Here is a 16466-nt window from a genome sequence, read left to right on the forward strand (position 1 = left end):
ATTGCATAGCACGATTGGATATGTGTCACCCTTTGAGTTTGAAAAGCGGTATTATGATAATTTAACCCTGTCAGGCATCGCTGCCTGACTCAAGTAAATCACTCTCCGATAAAGTCGGGGCGGTTCAATATCAAATGGGCTCGAATAGAAGAGGAGGCTTGACAGTCAAAATGATTGAGCTTTATATTACCTTTAAGTTTTTTGACCACTTGTTCTGGTTCTAGAATGTCAGGCAGTGCTTCAATGAATGGATTCCCTTTATAAGAACCAAAGCTTTCTTTATAAACTGCATTAATCATTACTGTCTCCAACATTCTATAATCAGTCATCTTCAGATAAAATATTATGATAAATTGGGAACTTAAGCGCTAGCTCTTCATCATCAAATTCAGTTTGACTTTTCGTGATTTTTTTGGTCGTAGACAGTTGAATTAACTCACCTTTTTTAAACTTATTTCTCTGCCTGTCCTGTCGCTCCTTATCTTTAGCTAACCTTTTGTTATCATTAATATTAGCTAACTGAGCTGACTTACTTTTAAATGCTGTTCGTTTAGCCTTAATAGCTTCTTTTATGATTTTTTCATTTTCTCGTTCAAGGGTTTCTAATGCGAAACTACTTTTAAGCTCCTGATTAGCAGCTGTTTTTTTCTGCTCTTCTTGTATTTGCCACACTTCCCAAAAACTACAGCCTTTAAACTCTCTTGATCTATCGGATAAATGGGCTTTCCAGTAATTGAGGCTATCTTGTTCATAAAAGATAAAAATTGTATTCGCATCTAAAGGATCGTAAGCAACTTTAATCGACTTAGGTCTATTGATTGTGTTTTTCCGATGAAGCCAGCCTTTTTCTCTTATTTCAGCACAAATATAGTAATTACCAAAAAGCTTGACACCTAAATCTGAAATGGTGGCTTTTTTTCGAGGTAATAGCGCTATGTATAAAGCATCCGCTGAGACAGCACGAAGCCTACCCGTTCGATGTTGTAATCCCCAATTCCATAATTCAATAGGAACTAAAGGTAAGTCAGACGGCATATCACTATCTCTATCATAGTGACTTAATTGATGAGCATTGTTATGCATCAAAATTGAATTAATAATAATTTTTTTGAAATCTGAAATTGTCAAAGCAGCATCTAGTCGATAGTCTTTGCCACCTTTTTTCTTCTCTTTAACCTCTGTGACTACTCCTGGCGCAAATGGTTTGAACTTTGCCTGCATCGTTTTAAAGTAACGCTCCACAATAGGTTTTAAGTCGCCACGATAAGGAGGTGTATTCTCTACTCGAACTGAAAAGCTTTTTTCCAAGGTCTCAATTTGATGACCTAGTAACTCTCCTCGATCTGCGAGAATTGCATCTGGCAAGCCTATACATGGCCAATCATCAGCTGTGATATTAAGGCCATAATTTTTACAGTGACTTTGTTTATCCGCTACCGCCATCTCTAAGGCTTGAACACTCGTGACATAGGAAGGATTTTCAAATCCAATATAAAAACCTGCTACCATGCGGCTAAACACATCTGTAACGAAATAAATAACTGGACGACCTACAATACTTTGTCTATCTGAATCAGATACTAGATAAATATCTGCAATAGTAGCATCGATCTCATAGCGTGAGCCAGGTCCAAGAACTTGAGTATTAACAGTCGATCTTAACTGTCTCACATCTTTGTTATAACTAATTTTGTTATGTCTCGCTTTGAGTTTTTGAACAGAAGTAAAGTTCTTGTCATAAAAGTATTTAAACTGCCAGATACTAGGAAAGTCTTCTTCTTTAACATCTGGATTTAAAGAGCGATAGATTGTTTTAAACTTTCGGTAAGCATAGATGACTGTATGCTTGCTATCGTTTAATAAGTACTTATTTATAGTAATTGAGAAGAGCCTTTCTACATCTTCGTTAATAACGGCAGCAACGCCTTCCTTATAAAGCCTAGGCCTACCTAGCTCTTTATCTTTAGCAATACGCTTTTTTCCTTTCGCTCCAGAATTCTTATAGTTCGGAAGTAGAGCATTAGGTACTTGGCCTTTTTGCCAATACCTACGAAGTAACCGATATAGCGTTTGTTTTGTACTTCTTTTAGAGTCAACAATCTCATTAATGAACTTTGCACGTTCCTCTGGAAGGTAATATAAAGGGTGACTTACAATAGGCTTAATAAGCTCATAACTTTCATCTCGTTTTAACTGAGCTTTACTGCCATCTTTTGGAGTTTGTAACAGTAAACTCTGATGAGGGTCGTCAGTGATATAACACACATCCTCTTCAATCAGATTTACTAAATCCTTAATAAGTACAAGTTCAGGCAATGCGGATGTACGATCAATCTCAATCCAAACAACTTGCTCTGGTAAAAGGCTTAGTATTCTATACGTTGAACCTTGATTACTATAAACATCATTGATTCGCAACATATCCAAGCTCCTCAGTCATCAAGTCCCAATAATGAGAGTTACTTATTTGAATGTCGCTACACTTTAGCTTTCTAAAGTCTATGCGAAGGTCGAATATGAAGAACCTTAGCCCTAATAATGTTCTCAACTCATTAAGCGAACTGCCTATCTCACTGAAATATGCAGTATCAATATCTTTGCACACAGCAATAATGCTTTTTTTAGGATATTTGGTAAATTCCTTAGCGTAAAAATTCAGACTGTCTTGAGTATCAATTGACCTATTTAGAGTAGTTTCTGGATATAGCCATTTAATGTTATTTTGAACGGCTATAGGTATGTCTTTTTCAGTGATTATCTGCCACGAAATACCTTTAGAGTGCCAGTATCGACGCTCTATCTCTAGTTTCTCTATAGTTCTGGGCTTCATTAGGTCTTTTGAATATTTTGCCTGCAAAACAAATTGGCTAAGCTCTTTATCAGAGCTCACAACATAAAAGTCTGATGTCATAACATGAGTATTGCCTCTAATAGCAGGGTGCTTTACTTGCATATTCTCTGCAATCTGAAGAGTTTCATCAAATTTAAGAGGAAATTGCTCTCGAATATCTATGATTTCTTGACTCCATTCAAGAAATAGAAATGTTGCTAGCTCTAAATCAGACATTAAATGATGAGTACGTCTTGTTTTGTGACCGAAAACTCTATGGGAGCGACCTGACGACGATATATCAGATATTTTTATCCAAGGTTTATAATCGGCAAACTCCCCCTGACCTCTACCTTCTTTAAGCCACTTTTCTTGTTTTTTTGAAAGCATAAAAAACCCCTTGCTAAAGTTATATAAACTTTAGCAAGGGGTGATAGCGGAGTCAACAGTATGACTCTTTATTACTCAGTATGATTCTTTATTACTTAGTATGTCACTTTATTACTCACGTACAAGGAGCTGTCGTAGAGTAATTCTTCTTATTCTACCGTGACTGATTTTGCCAAATTGCGTGGCTGGTCGACGTCTGTGCCACGCATCACTGCTACATGGTATGACAACAGCTGCACAGGCACGCTGTAGACGATAGGGGCAAGCGTCTCGCAAACATCGGGTACATATACTAAGTGTAGTCTATCTTCCGCGACCATTTGACTGGCTTCGCTAGCGAATACAAATAGCTCGCCATGACGCGCATGCACTTCTTGCATGTTGGCTTTTAATTTATCAAACATACTGTCTTTGGGCGCTAGTACGACGATGGGCATGTCTTTATCGACCAATGCCAATGGACCGTGTTTAAGCTCGCCTGCCGCATAACCTTCTGCATGAATGTAAGAGATTTCTTTTAGCTTTAGCGCGCCTTCTAGCGCAATCGGGAACTGTAGCCCGCGACCTAAGAATAGACAGCTTTTCTTATCTTCAAAGCTTTCACTCATGGTTTTGATAGGAGCATCAAGGTTTAAGCTGGCGTAGAGTTGTCCTGGTAATTGATGTAACTCACTTAATAACGTATTTAACTGCTCGTCAGTCATGCGTTTCTGCGTGACACCAATTTTTAATATCAACAATATCAAGGCCACAAGCTGCGTGGTAAATGCTTTGGTAGAGGCGACGCCAATCTCAGGCCCTGCCAACGTCGGTAAGAAAATATCTGTTTCACGTACCAGCGATGACGTCGGTACATTACATAATGCCAAGCTGACTAAGCCTGCTGGTGTTTGCTTCTGGATATCACGTAATGCTGATAAGGTGTCAGCCGTTTCACCAGATTGAGAAATACAGATGACCAAAGTATTATCGACGACGACAGGATTGCGATAGCGGAATTCGCTGGCAACCTCGACGGAACAAGGTATACGGATAAGGTTCTCAAACCAGTATTTTGCGACCATACCGGCATGATAACTGGTACCACAAGCAATCACTTGTACATGACGAATACCTGACAACAGTGTCTCATGACGCTGTAAAAAATCGTCGCGTAGTTTAGTCGTTTCACCATTGTCCAAAGCCATCTCGATCGTACGAGCGACGGCATCTGGCTGCTCGTAAATTTCTTTGAGCATATAATGCTTGAACTCGCCTTTATCTGCATTATGCTGGGTTGCATCAATCTCATGTATCTGACGTTGGATTTCAACACCATCTGCATAAACTTGAATGCTATTGCGAGTTAATTTGGCGATATCGCCTTCTTCTAGATACATAAAGCGGTTAGTCACTGGCAGCAAAGCCAACTGATCTGATGCGATAAAATTCTCACCGATACCAACACCAATCACTAAAGGTGAGCCTAGACGTACAGTAATGAGCTCATCAGGGCAATCTACGTGTACGATACCCAATGCAAAAGCACCGTGCAGTAACGGGATAATGGTGCGTACTGCTTCTAACAAGTCAGGTGTCTTTTTGTAGATATCATGGATTAGATGCGCCACAACTTCAGTATCTGTCTGTGAAGTAAACACGTAGCCTTTGGCTATTAGCTCTTCTTTTAGTTCAGCGTAGTTTTCGACGATACCGTTATGAACGACCGCAATTTTGCCTGACACGTGTGGATGCGCATTACGTTGTGCTGGCTCGCCATGGGTTGCCCAGCGCGTATGAGCAATACCGATATGACCATCAAAAAACTCTGGATTGATAGCGACGGCATTAACTAGTGCCTGTACTTTACCCACTTGGCGCTCACGGTGTAGTTCACCATCACGAATAACGGTCAGACCAGCCGAATCGTAGCCCCGATATTCTAAACGCTTTAGGCCTTCAAGCAAGATATTCGCAATATTGCGTTCAGCAACGGCGCCTACAATTCCACACATGGCTATTCCTTAGATTTAAATTTTAGTAGTTCAATATATAATGGTGCAAGATCAAAAAATTTGGTTGGTCACTAATGATGAATCATCAACAGATAAATATGATGAAGCAGCACCACAAAGATTGCCGTACTGCTTAGGTTTATTCAAAAATGACTGAGGTTGGCTAAACCACCAATGAGCAATTATTTTTTAGTTGGTCTTTGAAAGTCGTTTTTTTGTACTTGACGCGCACGACCAAACGCTAAGGCACTACAATCAACGTCTTTGGTAATCACAGAACCAGCGGCAACGGTAGCTGTATCGCCAATCGTCACTGGAGCGACTAAGCTAGCATTGGAGCCGATAAAAGCATTGTCTTCAATGATGGTTTGCGATTTATTAGCACCGTCATAATTACAAGTAATGACACCAGCACCGATATTCACGCCTGTACCGACAGTTGCATCACCGACATAGCTTAAGTGATTTACTTTACTGCCTTGACCAATAGTTGATTTTTTAATTTCGACAAAGTTACCAACTTTGCTGTTATCAGATAGTATGGTATCAGGACGCAAATGCGCAAAAGGCCCGATATCAACACCAGCACCAATATCAGCGCGATCGATCACACAGTAAGGTTTGATGTAGCAGGCATTACCAATCTTGGCATTTTTAATAACACAGCCTGCTTCGATATAGACGTTGTCACCTAAGGTACAGTCACCTTCAAATACCACATTAACGTCAATAAATACATCTTGACCAGCGCTTAACGTACCACGGATATCGACACGAGTAGGGTCGGCAAACTGTACGCCAGCTTCTTGTAAGTCAGCAACTAGCTTACGTTGCCAAGTGCGTTCTAGACTAGCAAGCTGTTGACGATTATTAACCCCTTCAATTTCAAACGTATGCTCAGGCTCAATTGTCGCGATAGTAATACCATCGGCAACAGCCATTTTGACGATATCCGTCAGATAATATTCTTGCTGTGCATTGTCGTTAGAAAGCTCAGGCAAATATTTGTGCAGTAATGCATTATCGACGCAGTAGATACCGCTGTTAATTTCTTTAATACTTTGCTCTTCAGCATCGGCATCTTTTTGTTCAACGATGGCTTCAATATTACCTGCTTGGTCGCGTTTAATACGACCCAATCCAAATGGATTATCAACAGTCAATGTCAGCATCGACATACCATCAATATTGGCAGTTTTTAATGCTGTCAATGTCTCACAGCTGACCAATGGCACATCACCGTAAAGAATGAGACTTTGTCCTGATTTAGGTAAATCAGACAGTGTCACCTTGACCGCATGGCCGGTTCCCAATTGCTCAGTTTGAGCAACCCAAGTAATCGATGCTTGTGTATATTGATTGGTAATTTCTGACTTTACTTGATCACCACCAAAGCCATGAACAATGATGGTTTCATCAACAGTAAGCTGATGGCACGTATCTAGTACATGGCCTAATAAAGACTTCCCAGCCAATGTCTGCAATACCTTTGGCTTTGCCGATTGCATACGTGTGCCTTTACCGGCAGCTAAAATAATTACAGAAAGAGGAGATGTCATAATAGGCTCGCAAATGTAACAAAATATAATATTGGATTATAGCGCAAATGTTCAGTTAGAAAAACACTGTGATGTGCAGGCTTTGTAATTTGAATACCAATAACTTAAGTAAGTAAAATCAAATATATAAGACAGCTAAAACTGTAGTAAATATTTCTGTGCGCTAATATCAAAAAGACATGAACATCATCGCAATGACGTAAATAACCAACCAAATGACCGCTGCCATGATGCCTGCAATAATATCATCTAACATTACCCCAAGACCGCCAGCAACTTTTTTGTCTGCCCAGCCAATCGGTGGCGGCTTTAAGATATCAAATACGCGAAATAGGATAAAGGCGGTCGGTAGCCAGCCCCAAAACATAGGCATCATCATTAACGACAATGTATTTTCAGGCTTAGGAAATAAATAAGACAAAATGTAAGATAACGGTAATAAGGTAATCCACATGCCTGCCCATTCATCCCACACAATATGTGGATCATCGTGCACCTGCATTAATTCAGAAGTACGCCCACAGATCCAGATACCAACCAAACAAGATAAAATAGTCAGCAGTAAAAAAGGAATAAAACCTAGACTCATGAGGGGCACGCCCACAATCAGCCCACCAACGGTACCCCAAGTACCAGGTGCACGGCGTGGTAAACCACTACCTAAACCGATACCAAGCCAATAGACTGCACGGTCAAGCATACTGGCACCGACCGGTAGCGGTGGGCAGTCATTTGCTTTACGGATGTCAGGCTTAGATAAGTCGTGATCAGTCATGGATTAGCCTGTAAAGTGTTGGTAACCAGTAAGATTGGGCCACGTTAAAAACGGTGCGGGCTGAGTTGGCGTCACTGGCTGATTTTGATAAAACAGTTCAAGACGTGAGTTATTAGAAGACTTGGTATCTGTCGCTATAGGATCTGCTAATGCAATTACCTCGCCGATACAGGTGACAGGTGTATTGCAAGTAGGAGGTTTGATATGCGCAGGTAAGGTAAATGCCAATTCATAATCATCGCCGCCCGCTAGCTGACCTAATAAGCAATCAGACAAATCGACAGTAGATAATGACTCGCTACTCGGTAGCTTATCTAAATGGATGCGCATGCTGACAGAGCTTTGCTGACAGATATGACCAAGATCTTGATAAAGGCCGTCGGAGATGTCTATCATCGCTGTTGCCCCCATTTTTGCCAATGCTGCACCTAGCGCAATACGCGGCGTCGGCATATGTAGACGATGTGCTAACTCGATACCTTGTGCGCTGTCAGGATGCTGCAAGGCAAAAGCGGCATCACCAAGTGTGCCTGAAACATAAACCTTATCACCCACTTGTGCACCTGAGCGATAAATGGCTGGTGTATCTGCGGATAGCAATCCTTGCGCGCTGATGCTAAGTACTAAACGCTCACTGCGAGTCGTATCACCACCTATCAGCGTCACGCCAAACAGCTGGCATGCATGAAACAGCCCTTTGGCAAACTCAGTGAGCCATGCGTGATTTGCTAAACGTTCAGGTAATGCCAGCGCTAGCATAATGCTATGCGGCGTCGCACCCATAGCAGCGATGTCTGAGACATTAACGGCCACGGTTTTATAGCCAATCGCAAATGCTAATTCGTCGACTCTTTGCCAGTCAGCATGAAAGTGACGACCTTGAACCAGTGTATCAATACAGCTAACCAAGCGTGATCCTGCTGGCAATGCCATCACAGCCGCGTCGTCACCGATACCTTTTTCGATACCAGTTAATGGCGCATGCGTGGCCTGCATCTGTGAGAATATACGCTCAATCAGCTCAAACTCGTTCATGGCTAGTCTTAGTCTTAATCTTTAGTATCGTTAGCGTTTTTCTTGCTCGCCTTAAAGTCACTGATATTTGCACTGGCTTTACTGGCACTACTGCGTTTAACGTTAGCTTTGTTAGCACTGATACGCGGCTTATTTGATGCAGTCGGCTCATCGACGATAGCGCTTTCAGTTTCAGCAGCAGTTTCGATATTATCGGCTGGATTTGCTTCAGACTGTTTAGCCGCCGCTTTTTGTGACGTACGTAGATTGGCATTGGTATCTGCTTGCACCTCTAAAGCGCGCAGCTCACCAGCCATTTTATCCAGTACCGCATTAATCAACTTATGAGCATCAGTCGCCCCAAAGTGATTGTTTAGCTTCATCGCTTCATCAAGCACGACTTTATAAGGAATCTCTACACGGTTTTGCAGCTCATACGCGCCAATCAACAAAATAGCGTGCTCAACCGTATCTAGCTTATCAACCTCACGATCGAGATGCTGACTGATAAGCGCATCGAGTGCTTCAATCTGCTCTGGGATGTCACGCATCATTTCATGATAATAACCGATATGGACGGTATGCATGGCATTGGTTGCACGCGTGCGAGCAGCAATATCGTGCGGAGCATTGGCTTTCCAGCCAAGCTTACCATCTACATCAAAGCGGCGATCAGTGACGAGCCATTCGTATAGGCCTTGCATCGCAAAGCGACGTGCCTTACGGATAGCAGTGTGACTGGTCTTGTAAGAAGACTCACTCATATCGAATGTTTGATCACCCGCACTACTGCTCGCTATACGGGTAGCTTCAGCTTGTCCATCATTGGCTTGTGCGGTTTTCGCAGCGCTAATAGCGCGCTTGAGTTGGTCAGTCATAGGGGGTCTGTACCTAAATTTTTGAGATGATACCCAGTCAAAATATAAATTAGCAAAGTAGTTTTTTAGCTATGCTGATTCAAATCTTTGAAGGGTATAGAAATACGGCGAAAATTCAAAAAATAGCCAATTATTTTGATAGCTGGCTAGTGCTATAAGGTGTTGTTATTACTAAATAGCAGCACCAGTTAAACTAATAAATTTGAGCTTTAAAGCTTACGCTTCATCAATATCATCGATATCAAGTTGTGACAAAACAGCGATCATTTCTAGTACAACCATCGCAGCTTCAGAACCTTTGTTACCCGCTTTAGTACCAGAGCGCTCGATAGCTTGCTCGATGCTATCAGTAGTGATGATACCGTTAGCAACAGGGATATTATAATCCATTGCCACAGCGCTCAAACCTTTGGCAGATTCGCTAGCTACAATATCAAAGTGTGGAGTGCTGCCACGGATGATTGCACCCAGTGCCACAATCGCGTCAAAACGATCTGATTCAGCAGCACGTTGGGCCACAAGTGGTAGCTCAAATGCGCCAGGCACACGAACAACAGTAATGTTGCTACCCAATACACCATGACGGAGTAGGGCATCGATTGCACCATCAACTAATGACTCAACGACAAAACCGTTAAAACGACCAACAACGATACCAATGCGAGCATCAGCGTTTTGATGGAGGTTGCCATCGATATGAGTCACGTCGTTGCGCTGCTGTTGTAAATTCGACATAAAAAATCCTTTGCTTAATAAGCATTCAATTGAAATATAGGCGTCAATAAATAGCTAAATAGTCTGATGCGTTCAATCGACTTGGCCGCCTATTATTTTGGCATTGCCCTAGTTAATTGAACGAAAATAAATGGTTAGCGCTATGATAGCATTTTTTTGGGTTTTATTTGTATATTACGAGCGTACTAAAGACGCATCTGTATCCCTTGTGCTGCCATATACTCTTTGGCCTCCAATACCGTGTACTCACCGAAGTGAAAAATACTGGCGGCAAGTACGGCATCTACGCCGCCTTCTAGTACGCCTTCTGCTAAATGTTGCAGGTTACCAACGCCACCTGAGGCGATAACGGGTACATTGACGCGGCTCGTAATTTGCTTCATCAATGCCAAATCATAGCCTTTTTTGGTGCCATCACCGTCCATCGAGGTGACCAGTAATTCACCAGCGCCCAGCTCTGCCATTTTGCTCGCCCAAGCAACGGCATCGATACCGGTTGGTTTACGACCGCCGTGAGTGAAAATCTCCCAACGCGGTACGACAATACCATCAACATTGATATCAGCGACACGTTTGGCATCGATGGCAACGACGATACACTGGTTGCCAAATTTCTGCGCGGCTTCACCAACGAACTCCGGCGTAAATACGGCTGCTGAGTTAATCGCCACTTTATCCGCGCCCGCATTGAGCAAATTGCGAATATCAGCGATTTTACGCACGCCGCCGCCAACAGTCAGCGGAACGAATACCGTTTCCGCCATGCGCTCAACAGTATGATAAGTGGTATCGCGCTCATCATTGGTCGCAGTAATATCCAAAAAAGTAATCTCATCAGCGCCTTGTTCATTGTAGCGGCGGGCGACTTCGACAGGATCGCCTGCATCTTTGATATCGACAAACTGCACGCCTTTGACCACGCGGCCATTGTCAACGTCCAAGCAAGGAATGATACGCTTTGCTAACATAGGGTCTTTCACCTTATAATCAATTCATAGGCGCTAGTCTAGCAAAATCACTGCTATTTCAGGCAGGTTTTCGCAAGATTATTACGCTTTTTACCATCGTTTGATCATGCGCGGTACAATTGCTGTCATTACCGCAGAAATTTATCCTATTTAACTTCTTATCCAATTGCTATAAGTGAGATGTCATGTCCGTCTATACCCAGTTAACCGATGATCAGTTTGCCGCCTTTTGCCAAAGCTTTGGCGTATCGTTTGCCCGCGCGATTCCGATCACTCAAGGTATCAAAAACTCAAACTGGTTTATTCAAACGACTGACGATGTAGACGGCACCTACTCTTACGTGTTTACTTTATTTGAAGAGCGTCCGCCCGCTGATATCGAAAAAATGGCCGTTATCCTCAATCAGTTAAATGGCAAGTTACCAGTCGCTGCGCCGCTAGCTGTTATTGAATCAACTGGTTCGCAAACGGATGGCGATGATAAACGCTATGTCATCCATTATGAAGACAAAGCGATTACGCTAGTGCCGTGTCTAGCAGGCTCACATCCGGAGCAAACCACGCAAGCAATGTGTCATGATATTGGTGCGGCATTAGCGATGCTGCATGAGACACTCCAAGCACTGCAACCCAGCGAGCAGTACGGCGTGCCTTTGTATCCATGGAGCGAGGTGCGTGACCGTGAAATGCAGTTCATGCCAGGTGACGAAGCCAAGCTGATGAGCGATATTTGGCGCGCTTATTCAGAATTACCACTGGCAACTTTGCCAAAAGGTCTGTGTCATTTAGATATGTTTGCCGACAATACCTTATGGAATCTACAAAAACGCGAAGCGCGTTTGACAGGTCTACTAGACTTCACCGAAGTCAGTGTCGAGCATTACGTGATGGATATTGCCATTACTATCAATGATTTTTGTACCACGTGGGGCGTTGCAGAACAAGGCGAATCCGTTAACTTTGACCGCAGTAAAATGGCAGCGTTCTTACAAGGTTATGAATCGATTCGCCCGCTAAACAGTGATGAAAACCGTGCACTACCTGTTATGCTGGCAAAGGCCGCGGTGATCTTCTGGTTATTACGCCTCAATGTGATTCATTACAACCGTACCGAAGGCCGTACGGGTGATAACATCATGGTCAAAAACCCTGACTTGATGAAACGTCTGGCCGCTTACCATTGGGCGCATGTTGAAAAGTCGCAAAATACCGTATTTGTACTATTAAACAAACCAGACAATCAAATAGTCGGCGTGTTTAGCAGTATCACCCAAGCTGAGCAAGCGCAGGAAACATTAAATAGTAGTGAGTTTGCAATCAAAGAATATACGCTAGATCAATTATCGTAAGCGTTGCTTATTCATTTATTCTAGTACCAATGCTAGTACTAATTTTAGTACCGAAACCTTAGAGGCGACCCCATGACCGATCAAGTTGATAACTGGCACAAACTGGCGCGCTTTGATACCAATATGCAAGGCGAGCTGCATGCCAATCTATTACGTAATAACGGCATAACCGTGTCCTTGCAGCCGCTCAGTGCGATCCCTGGTATGAACTCTGGTATCGTTCTGTGGGTAGAAGACACCGACTTGGCAGAAGCTCAGCGCATTTTGAATACCATCCCAACTGATGGTGCCGCTTTGCTTGATGAGATGAGTGATGCTGACTTTGATGCGCTATCTGCCACTCAAAGCAATGCTACTCAAGGTAACTCAATAATAGACGACAATAACGGCGGTACTTTATAAATGTGTCAACTCTTAGGAATGAACTGTAATACCCCAACGGATATTGGCTTTAGCTTTGCAGGATTTCGCAAGCGCGGCGGGATGACGGACAGTCATGAAGATGGATTTGGTATTGCATTTTTTGAGCGCAGCGAATGCAGCAATAATGACAAAGCTAACGATGAGACGGCAAATGACTCAACGGGTCTGCGTCTGTTTCATGATAATCGTCCAAGCCATCTATCGCCAGTCGCTGACTTGGTCAATAATTACCCAATCAAAGCCATGAATGTCATTGCGCATATTCGCAAGGCGACGCAAGGGCAGAACTGCTTGGCAAATACCCATCCATTCGTCCGCGAAGTCTGGGGCGAGCAGTGGGTATTTGCGCACAATGGACAGATGAATAGCGAATTTATCAAACGCTGTCAGCGCTTGCAGGACAACGGCAATGCCGCGCATTGTCAGCCAGTCGGTTCAACTGATTCTGAAATGGCATTCTGTTATTTGGTTAATCGTCTAAAGAGCAGCTTTAAATCACGTCCTGATGACAAGACGCTGTTTAATTTTTTGACCACGCAATGTCGTTATCTATCGGCCAATGGGCTATTTAATTGCTTAATATCCAATGGCAGGTGGCAACTGGCTTATGCAGGTAGCTTACTGTTTTATCTTACGCGCAAAGCACCATTTGGTGAAGCCAAACTCGCTGATGATGATATGGCGATTAATTTTGGTGATGTGACCACAGACACAGATAAAGTCACTATTTTAGTCACCGTTCCATTGACTGAAAATGAGAAATGGCAACAATTGGCAGTTAATGAATGTTTAATTTTTCAAGATGGTGATGTCATTTATAAAGACAGTCCAAGCCAGCGTAAATTTTTGACCGTTGATGAAGGTATTGCAATTGCACGAGCCGTTGGAGCGAGTGTTTAGCGGTTAATGAATATCCAATACTGTTTAAATATAACTCCCACAACACCGCTTAAACTTCTCACCAGACCCACAAATACACGGTTGCTTTTGGCTAACAGTCATCGCAATCGTCGGATCTAAGAAATACCAGCGCACATCGTTATTAGCCTTGTCTTTTACCTTCACGAAGGTGGACAGCTCATGATGCGCTTGTACTTTTACTGCTAAACCACTTGTTGTTTTCTCAGAACTTTTAAAATAAGCCTTAAACTCAACCTGTGCATGACGTTTACCCAGCTTTGGTTTGTGCGCTACAATCTCTAATCCTGCCCAGTCCGTTTCCTTCGCCCAACTTTCAATCGCTACAACATCAAGTAATGCTTGCTGCGCAGGTACTGTGGTCTTGACGATATAGTCTGGTTTCACGAGTACAAACGCACTATAGCGCGTACGCATGAGCCGTTCGGCTGTCTCCGCTTTTATACCATCTGCTTTGTCAACCTCATCATTATAAAACGCACCATTATAAAAAGCATCATGATAAGGCCGGCAGCAGTCTTGATAGGATAAAGTAGAGCTTGTCGTCTCTGCTGTTGGATTGATCTGGCACGGGCAAGTATCTGGGTAAGATTGCATGTTTTACTCTAATTTTTGTTTGGGCTTATTCGTTTAGGCTCAGTGGTCTTTTGATAACTTTATTGCAGCATGCTTTTTATTAATTCTGGCAATATGCCGACTTTGAGCTGCGCCCATGCTGAAGGATCACTTAGTCGTGACCAAAACATCTCAAAAGGTGGGGCGGCATACACCAGTAGCCCCAGAATAGTATATAAAAGCAGATACCACCATTTGTCTTTTGGCTGATAAAATTTCATTGCCGTGCCCGATGAACGTTTCATTTTCATATTGGACAGATTGACGCTATACAGCTCGTCCAATGATAAGTGCACCATCGCGCCCCCAAATAAAAACAGACCATAAAACCAGCTAGTCGTCAGTGGTAGGTGCAAGCCATAATAACTTAGGCACGTCAGACCCAATCCCAGTATCGCCATATACGGCACAGAGTGGATGACGCCGCGATGCACCGTCATAGTAGTAAAAATATGAAAAACCACGTAGCGCATGAAACCGTAGCCTGCTAGCCACAATACTATCAATGCCAGTAAGCTCAAGTCACTACGCCAATGCATGACCAGACCAAAAGCAAATATGAACGAGGTGATATTAAAACCGAGCTTAATCGGTGTTGAATTATCAGAATCCAAGTCTGGCAGCAATCCACCGATAGTACCAAGCGCTACGCACACCAAAAACCCTGAATCATCAATCAATCCAGCTTTATAAACCGTCAAACTCAGTGTGCCGCTGACCATAAAGGCGACATTTAAGTGGGTATTAAAATTTGCCATAAAACTCATTCATCCATAGCGCTCAAAAAGTCCTTTCGAGCGGTGTATCTAGCAGTAAAAAAGCGCACCATGATACCATAGACCGTCCATACGTCTAATAGAGATAGCCTGTAAGAGAGAGAGCTTCTATGCCTGCCAGTGATTTACCTGCCACACTTAATTCCGTTACTTATACTAAGCAGCTGTCTGTAGTAGAAGGTAAGCTTGATAACAGCTTTGTTGATATTGATTGGCAAGCGCCTTGGTTGTCGCATATTACTCAGTTGAGTTATATCAACAACACGATTGAACGCCTTAGTCGCTCGAAATCACAGAGAAATAGCTTGGATGGTTCGAATGACTCAGAAGGTTTGGATGATGCAAAAAGTCTAAATAAGCACGATATAAATGCTTCTGACATCAATACGCCTGACACGGTTGCCAAAGTCTTAAAAACGGCGATGACGCAGCAGGCTGATCACTTACAACAGCCGTTACCGCATACCAAACCTACTCATGACCACAAATCTCAGAAGCTACAGTTCGTCTCTCAAAATGCACTGCCTGAAGGGGAAGCCTATGAGCATTTCATCGGCACAACTGGCAATATCCCAACGCGTGATAACTTGCATGACTTATTTAACGGCAGTATCTGGCTGACGTTTCCCAAGACCAAAGCGGTGCTGAATTATTACCACATGCTGGAAATCGCCAAACAAGGCATCAGCGAGCATCGAGGGCATGTGCGCGACACTATTACTGTGTTTGATGAGAATGGCGCAGTGCTAGTGACTTCTGATGCTAGTATCGGTGAGGCATTAGTCAATTTTGACTGGCAGGCAAGTTTGGTGAAACCACGTGCTAAATGGGACAACCCAACCCAGCCTGATGACAGTGCTCAAGCCGCAGTTTATATCTTTGGCCATGCATTGCTTGAGCAGTTGGTACACCCACGCAAACCTCTATGCGCTCACAGCATTATCATTCATGTTGCACAAGAATTCTTTACCTTATCGTTAGCTGGACGTATGAGCTATTTGGATGACAAGGTTGCCGAATACATGGACACATTACTGTCAAAGGATGACGTGACACCGCGCCAGCTTGCGCCGCTTCCTATTTTAGGCGTGCCGCATTTTTGGGCAGAAAATACCAATACTGACTTTTATGAAGACAGCTATGTATTTCGCAGTGGACGTCGTCAGAAAAATAAGAAATAAATAGGAATGAGTCACTTAGGATTGGTTAGCCAAACCTTTGTTACGTTTACGATTGTGCCAC

16 protein-coding genes are annotated in these 16466 nt (G+C 43.0%); 4 read left to right on the forward strand and 12 right to left on the reverse strand.

Going from position 1 to position 16466, the window contains the following annotated elements; all coding sequences use genetic code 11:
- Window positions 1-98: 98 nt before the first annotated feature.
- The 10 genes from JMX07_RS09505 to hisF all read right to left on the reverse strand — a co-directional run bounded on the left by JMX07_RS09505 (window position 99) and on the right by hisF (window position 11143).
- Entirely contained in the window at window positions 99-299 is a 201-nt protein-coding gene (locus tag JMX07_RS09505; protein WP_201607632.1) for a hypothetical protein, read from the reverse strand.
- A gap of 22 nt (window positions 300-321) precedes the next feature.
- Window positions 322-2421 (reverse strand): Mu transposase C-terminal domain-containing protein, encoded by a 2100-nt coding sequence (locus tag JMX07_RS09510; protein WP_201607634.1) that lies wholly within the window; start codon window positions 2419-2421, stop codon window positions 322-324.
- Window positions 2405-3220, reverse strand: a complete 816-nt coding sequence (locus tag JMX07_RS09515) for a TnsA endonuclease N-terminal domain-containing protein (RefSeq protein ID WP_201607637.1) — start codon at window positions 3218-3220, stop codon at window positions 2405-2407. Before JMX07_RS09515 ends, JMX07_RS09510 begins: the two co-directional genes overlap by 17 nt.
- A 149-nt stretch (window positions 3221-3369) precedes the next feature.
- Entirely contained in the window at window positions 3370-5214 is a 1845-nt protein-coding gene (gene glmS / locus JMX07_RS09520) for a glutamine--fructose-6-phosphate transaminase (isomerizing) (RefSeq protein ID WP_201607639.1), read from the reverse strand.
- A gap of 182 nt (window positions 5215-5396) precedes the next feature.
- Window positions 5397-6773, reverse strand: coding sequence for a bifunctional UDP-N-acetylglucosamine diphosphorylase/glucosamine-1-phosphate N-acetyltransferase GlmU (glmU, locus tag JMX07_RS09525; protein WP_201607642.1), 1377 nt, complete (start codon window positions 6771-6773; stop codon window positions 5397-5399).
- A 169-nt stretch (window positions 6774-6942) separates the two neighbouring features.
- Window positions 6943-7548, reverse strand: coding sequence for a phosphatidylglycerophosphatase A (locus JMX07_RS09530; protein ID WP_201607644.1), 606 nt, complete (start codon window positions 7546-7548; stop codon window positions 6943-6945).
- A gap of 3 nt (window positions 7549-7551) precedes the next feature.
- Window positions 7552-8583 carry a thiamine-phosphate kinase gene (gene thiL, locus JMX07_RS09535; RefSeq protein ID WP_201607646.1) on the reverse strand — a complete coding sequence of 344 codons (1032 nt, stop codon included), beginning with the start codon at window positions 8581-8583 and terminating at the stop codon, window positions 7552-7554.
- Between the two features lie 14 nt (window positions 8584-8597).
- Window positions 8598-9440 carry a transcription antitermination factor NusB gene (nusB, locus tag JMX07_RS09540; RefSeq protein WP_227684760.1) on the reverse strand — a complete coding sequence of 281 codons (843 nt, stop codon included), beginning with the start codon at window positions 9438-9440 and terminating at the stop codon, window positions 8598-8600.
- A 216-nt stretch (window positions 9441-9656) separates the two neighbouring features.
- Window positions 9657-10175 (reverse strand): 6,7-dimethyl-8-ribityllumazine synthase, encoded by a 519-nt coding sequence (gene ribE / locus JMX07_RS09545; RefSeq protein WP_160021469.1) that lies wholly within the window; start codon window positions 10173-10175, stop codon window positions 9657-9659.
- Between the two features lie 185 nt (window positions 10176-10360).
- Window positions 10361-11143, reverse strand: a complete 783-nt coding sequence (gene hisF, locus JMX07_RS09550) for an imidazole glycerol phosphate synthase subunit HisF (protein ID WP_201607648.1) — start codon at window positions 11141-11143, stop codon at window positions 10361-10363.
- A 185-nt stretch (window positions 11144-11328) separates the two neighbouring features.
- Here hisF and JMX07_RS09555 point away from each other — a divergent pair, with 185 nt between their 5' ends.
- The 3 genes from JMX07_RS09555 to JMX07_RS09565 all read left to right on the forward strand — a co-directional run bounded on the left by JMX07_RS09555 (window position 11329) and on the right by JMX07_RS09565 (window position 13815).
- Window positions 11329-12492, forward strand: coding sequence for a homoserine kinase (locus tag JMX07_RS09555; RefSeq protein ID WP_201607650.1), 1164 nt, complete (start codon window positions 11329-11331; stop codon window positions 12490-12492).
- A 72-nt stretch (window positions 12493-12564) separates the two neighbouring features.
- On the forward strand, window positions 12565-12894 hold the full coding sequence (locus tag JMX07_RS09560; protein WP_227684762.1) for a DUF2007 domain-containing protein: 330 nt from the start codon (window positions 12565-12567) through the stop codon (window positions 12892-12894).
- The gene (locus tag JMX07_RS09565; protein WP_201607652.1) at window positions 12895-13815 is read left to right on the forward strand and encodes a class II glutamine amidotransferase; all 921 of its coding nucleotides are present in this window, start codon (window positions 12895-12897) and stop codon (window positions 13813-13815) included. It begins immediately after the preceding gene.
- A 24-nt stretch (window positions 13816-13839) separates the two neighbouring features.
- Here JMX07_RS09565 and JMX07_RS09570 read toward each other — a convergent pair whose 3' ends face one another.
- Together JMX07_RS09570 and JMX07_RS09575 are read right to left on the reverse strand one after the other, a co-directional pair.
- The gene (locus tag JMX07_RS09570; protein WP_201607654.1) at window positions 13840-14430 is read right to left on the reverse strand and encodes a YchJ family protein; all 591 of its coding nucleotides are present in this window, start codon (window positions 14428-14430) and stop codon (window positions 13840-13842) included.
- 59 nt (window positions 14431-14489) lie between these two features.
- Window positions 14490-15206: a metal-dependent hydrolase gene (locus tag JMX07_RS09575; protein ID WP_179799584.1), complete on the reverse strand. Its 717-nt coding sequence runs from the start codon at window positions 15204-15206 to the stop codon at window positions 14490-14492.
- A gap of 128 nt (window positions 15207-15334) precedes the next feature.
- Between JMX07_RS09575 and JMX07_RS09580 the strand changes: the two genes are divergently transcribed.
- Window positions 15335-16405 (forward strand): DUF3025 domain-containing protein, encoded by a 1071-nt coding sequence (locus JMX07_RS09580; protein WP_201607656.1) that lies wholly within the window; start codon window positions 15335-15337, stop codon window positions 16403-16405.
- Window positions 16406-16466: the final 61 nt, after the last annotated feature.

It is taken from the genome of Psychrobacter immobilis (assembly GCF_904846235.1).
GTDB lineage: Bacteria > Pseudomonadota > Gammaproteobacteria > Pseudomonadales > Moraxellaceae > Psychrobacter > Psychrobacter immobilis_C.

Bases quoted from the DNA above. Each gene is read 5' to 3' on its own strand.
- JMX07_RS09505 (WP_201607632.1), bottom strand. From the start codon at position 299: ATGATTAATGCAGTTTATAAAGAAAGCTTTGGTTCTTATAAAGGGAAT.
- JMX07_RS09565 (WP_201607652.1), top strand. From the start codon at position 12,895: ATGTGTCAACTCTTAGGAATGAACTGTAATACCCCAACGGATATTGGC.
- nusB (WP_227684760.1), bottom strand. From the start codon at position 9,440: ATGACTGACCAACTCAAGCGCGCTATTAGCGCTGCGAAAACCGCACAA.
- JMX07_RS09530 (WP_201607644.1), bottom strand. From the start codon at position 7,548: ATGACTGATCACGACTTATCTAAGCCTGACATCCGTAAAGCAAATGAC.
- JMX07_RS09575 (WP_179799584.1), bottom strand. From the start codon at position 15,206: ATGGCAAATTTTAATACCCACTTAAATGTCGCCTTTATGGTCAGCGGC.
- JMX07_RS09555 (WP_201607650.1), top strand. From the start codon at position 11,329: ATGTCCGTCTATACCCAGTTAACCGATGATCAGTTTGCCGCCTTTTGC.
- hisF (WP_201607648.1), bottom strand. From the start codon at position 11,143: ATGTTAGCAAAGCGTATCATTCCTTGCTTGGACGTTGACAATGGCCGC.
- JMX07_RS09560 (WP_227684762.1), top strand. From the start codon at position 12,565: ATGACCGATCAAGTTGATAACTGGCACAAACTGGCGCGCTTTGATACC.
- JMX07_RS09570 (WP_201607654.1), bottom strand. From the start codon at position 14,430: ATGCAATCTTACCCAGATACTTGCCCGTGCCAGATCAATCCAACAGCA.
- JMX07_RS09580 (WP_201607656.1), top strand. From the start codon at position 15,335: ATGCCTGCCAGTGATTTACCTGCCACACTTAATTCCGTTACTTATACT.
- JMX07_RS09510 (WP_201607634.1), bottom strand. From the start codon at position 2,421: ATGTTGCGAATCAATGATGTTTATAGTAATCAAGGTTCAACGTATAGA.
- JMX07_RS09515 (WP_201607637.1), bottom strand. From the start codon at position 3,220: ATGCTTTCAAAAAAACAAGAAAAGTGGCTTAAAGAAGGTAGAGGTCAG.
- glmS (WP_201607639.1), bottom strand. From the start codon at position 5,214: ATGTGTGGAATTGTAGGCGCCGTTGCTGAACGCAATATTGCGAATATC.
- glmU (WP_201607642.1), bottom strand. From the start codon at position 6,773: ATGACATCTCCTCTTTCTGTAATTATTTTAGCTGCCGGTAAAGGCACA.
- ribE (WP_160021469.1), bottom strand. From the start codon at position 10,175: ATGTCGAATTTACAACAGCAGCGCAACGACGTGACTCATATCGATGGC.
- thiL (WP_201607646.1), bottom strand. From the start codon at position 8,583: ATGAACGAGTTTGAGCTGATTGAGCGTATATTCTCACAGATGCAGGCC.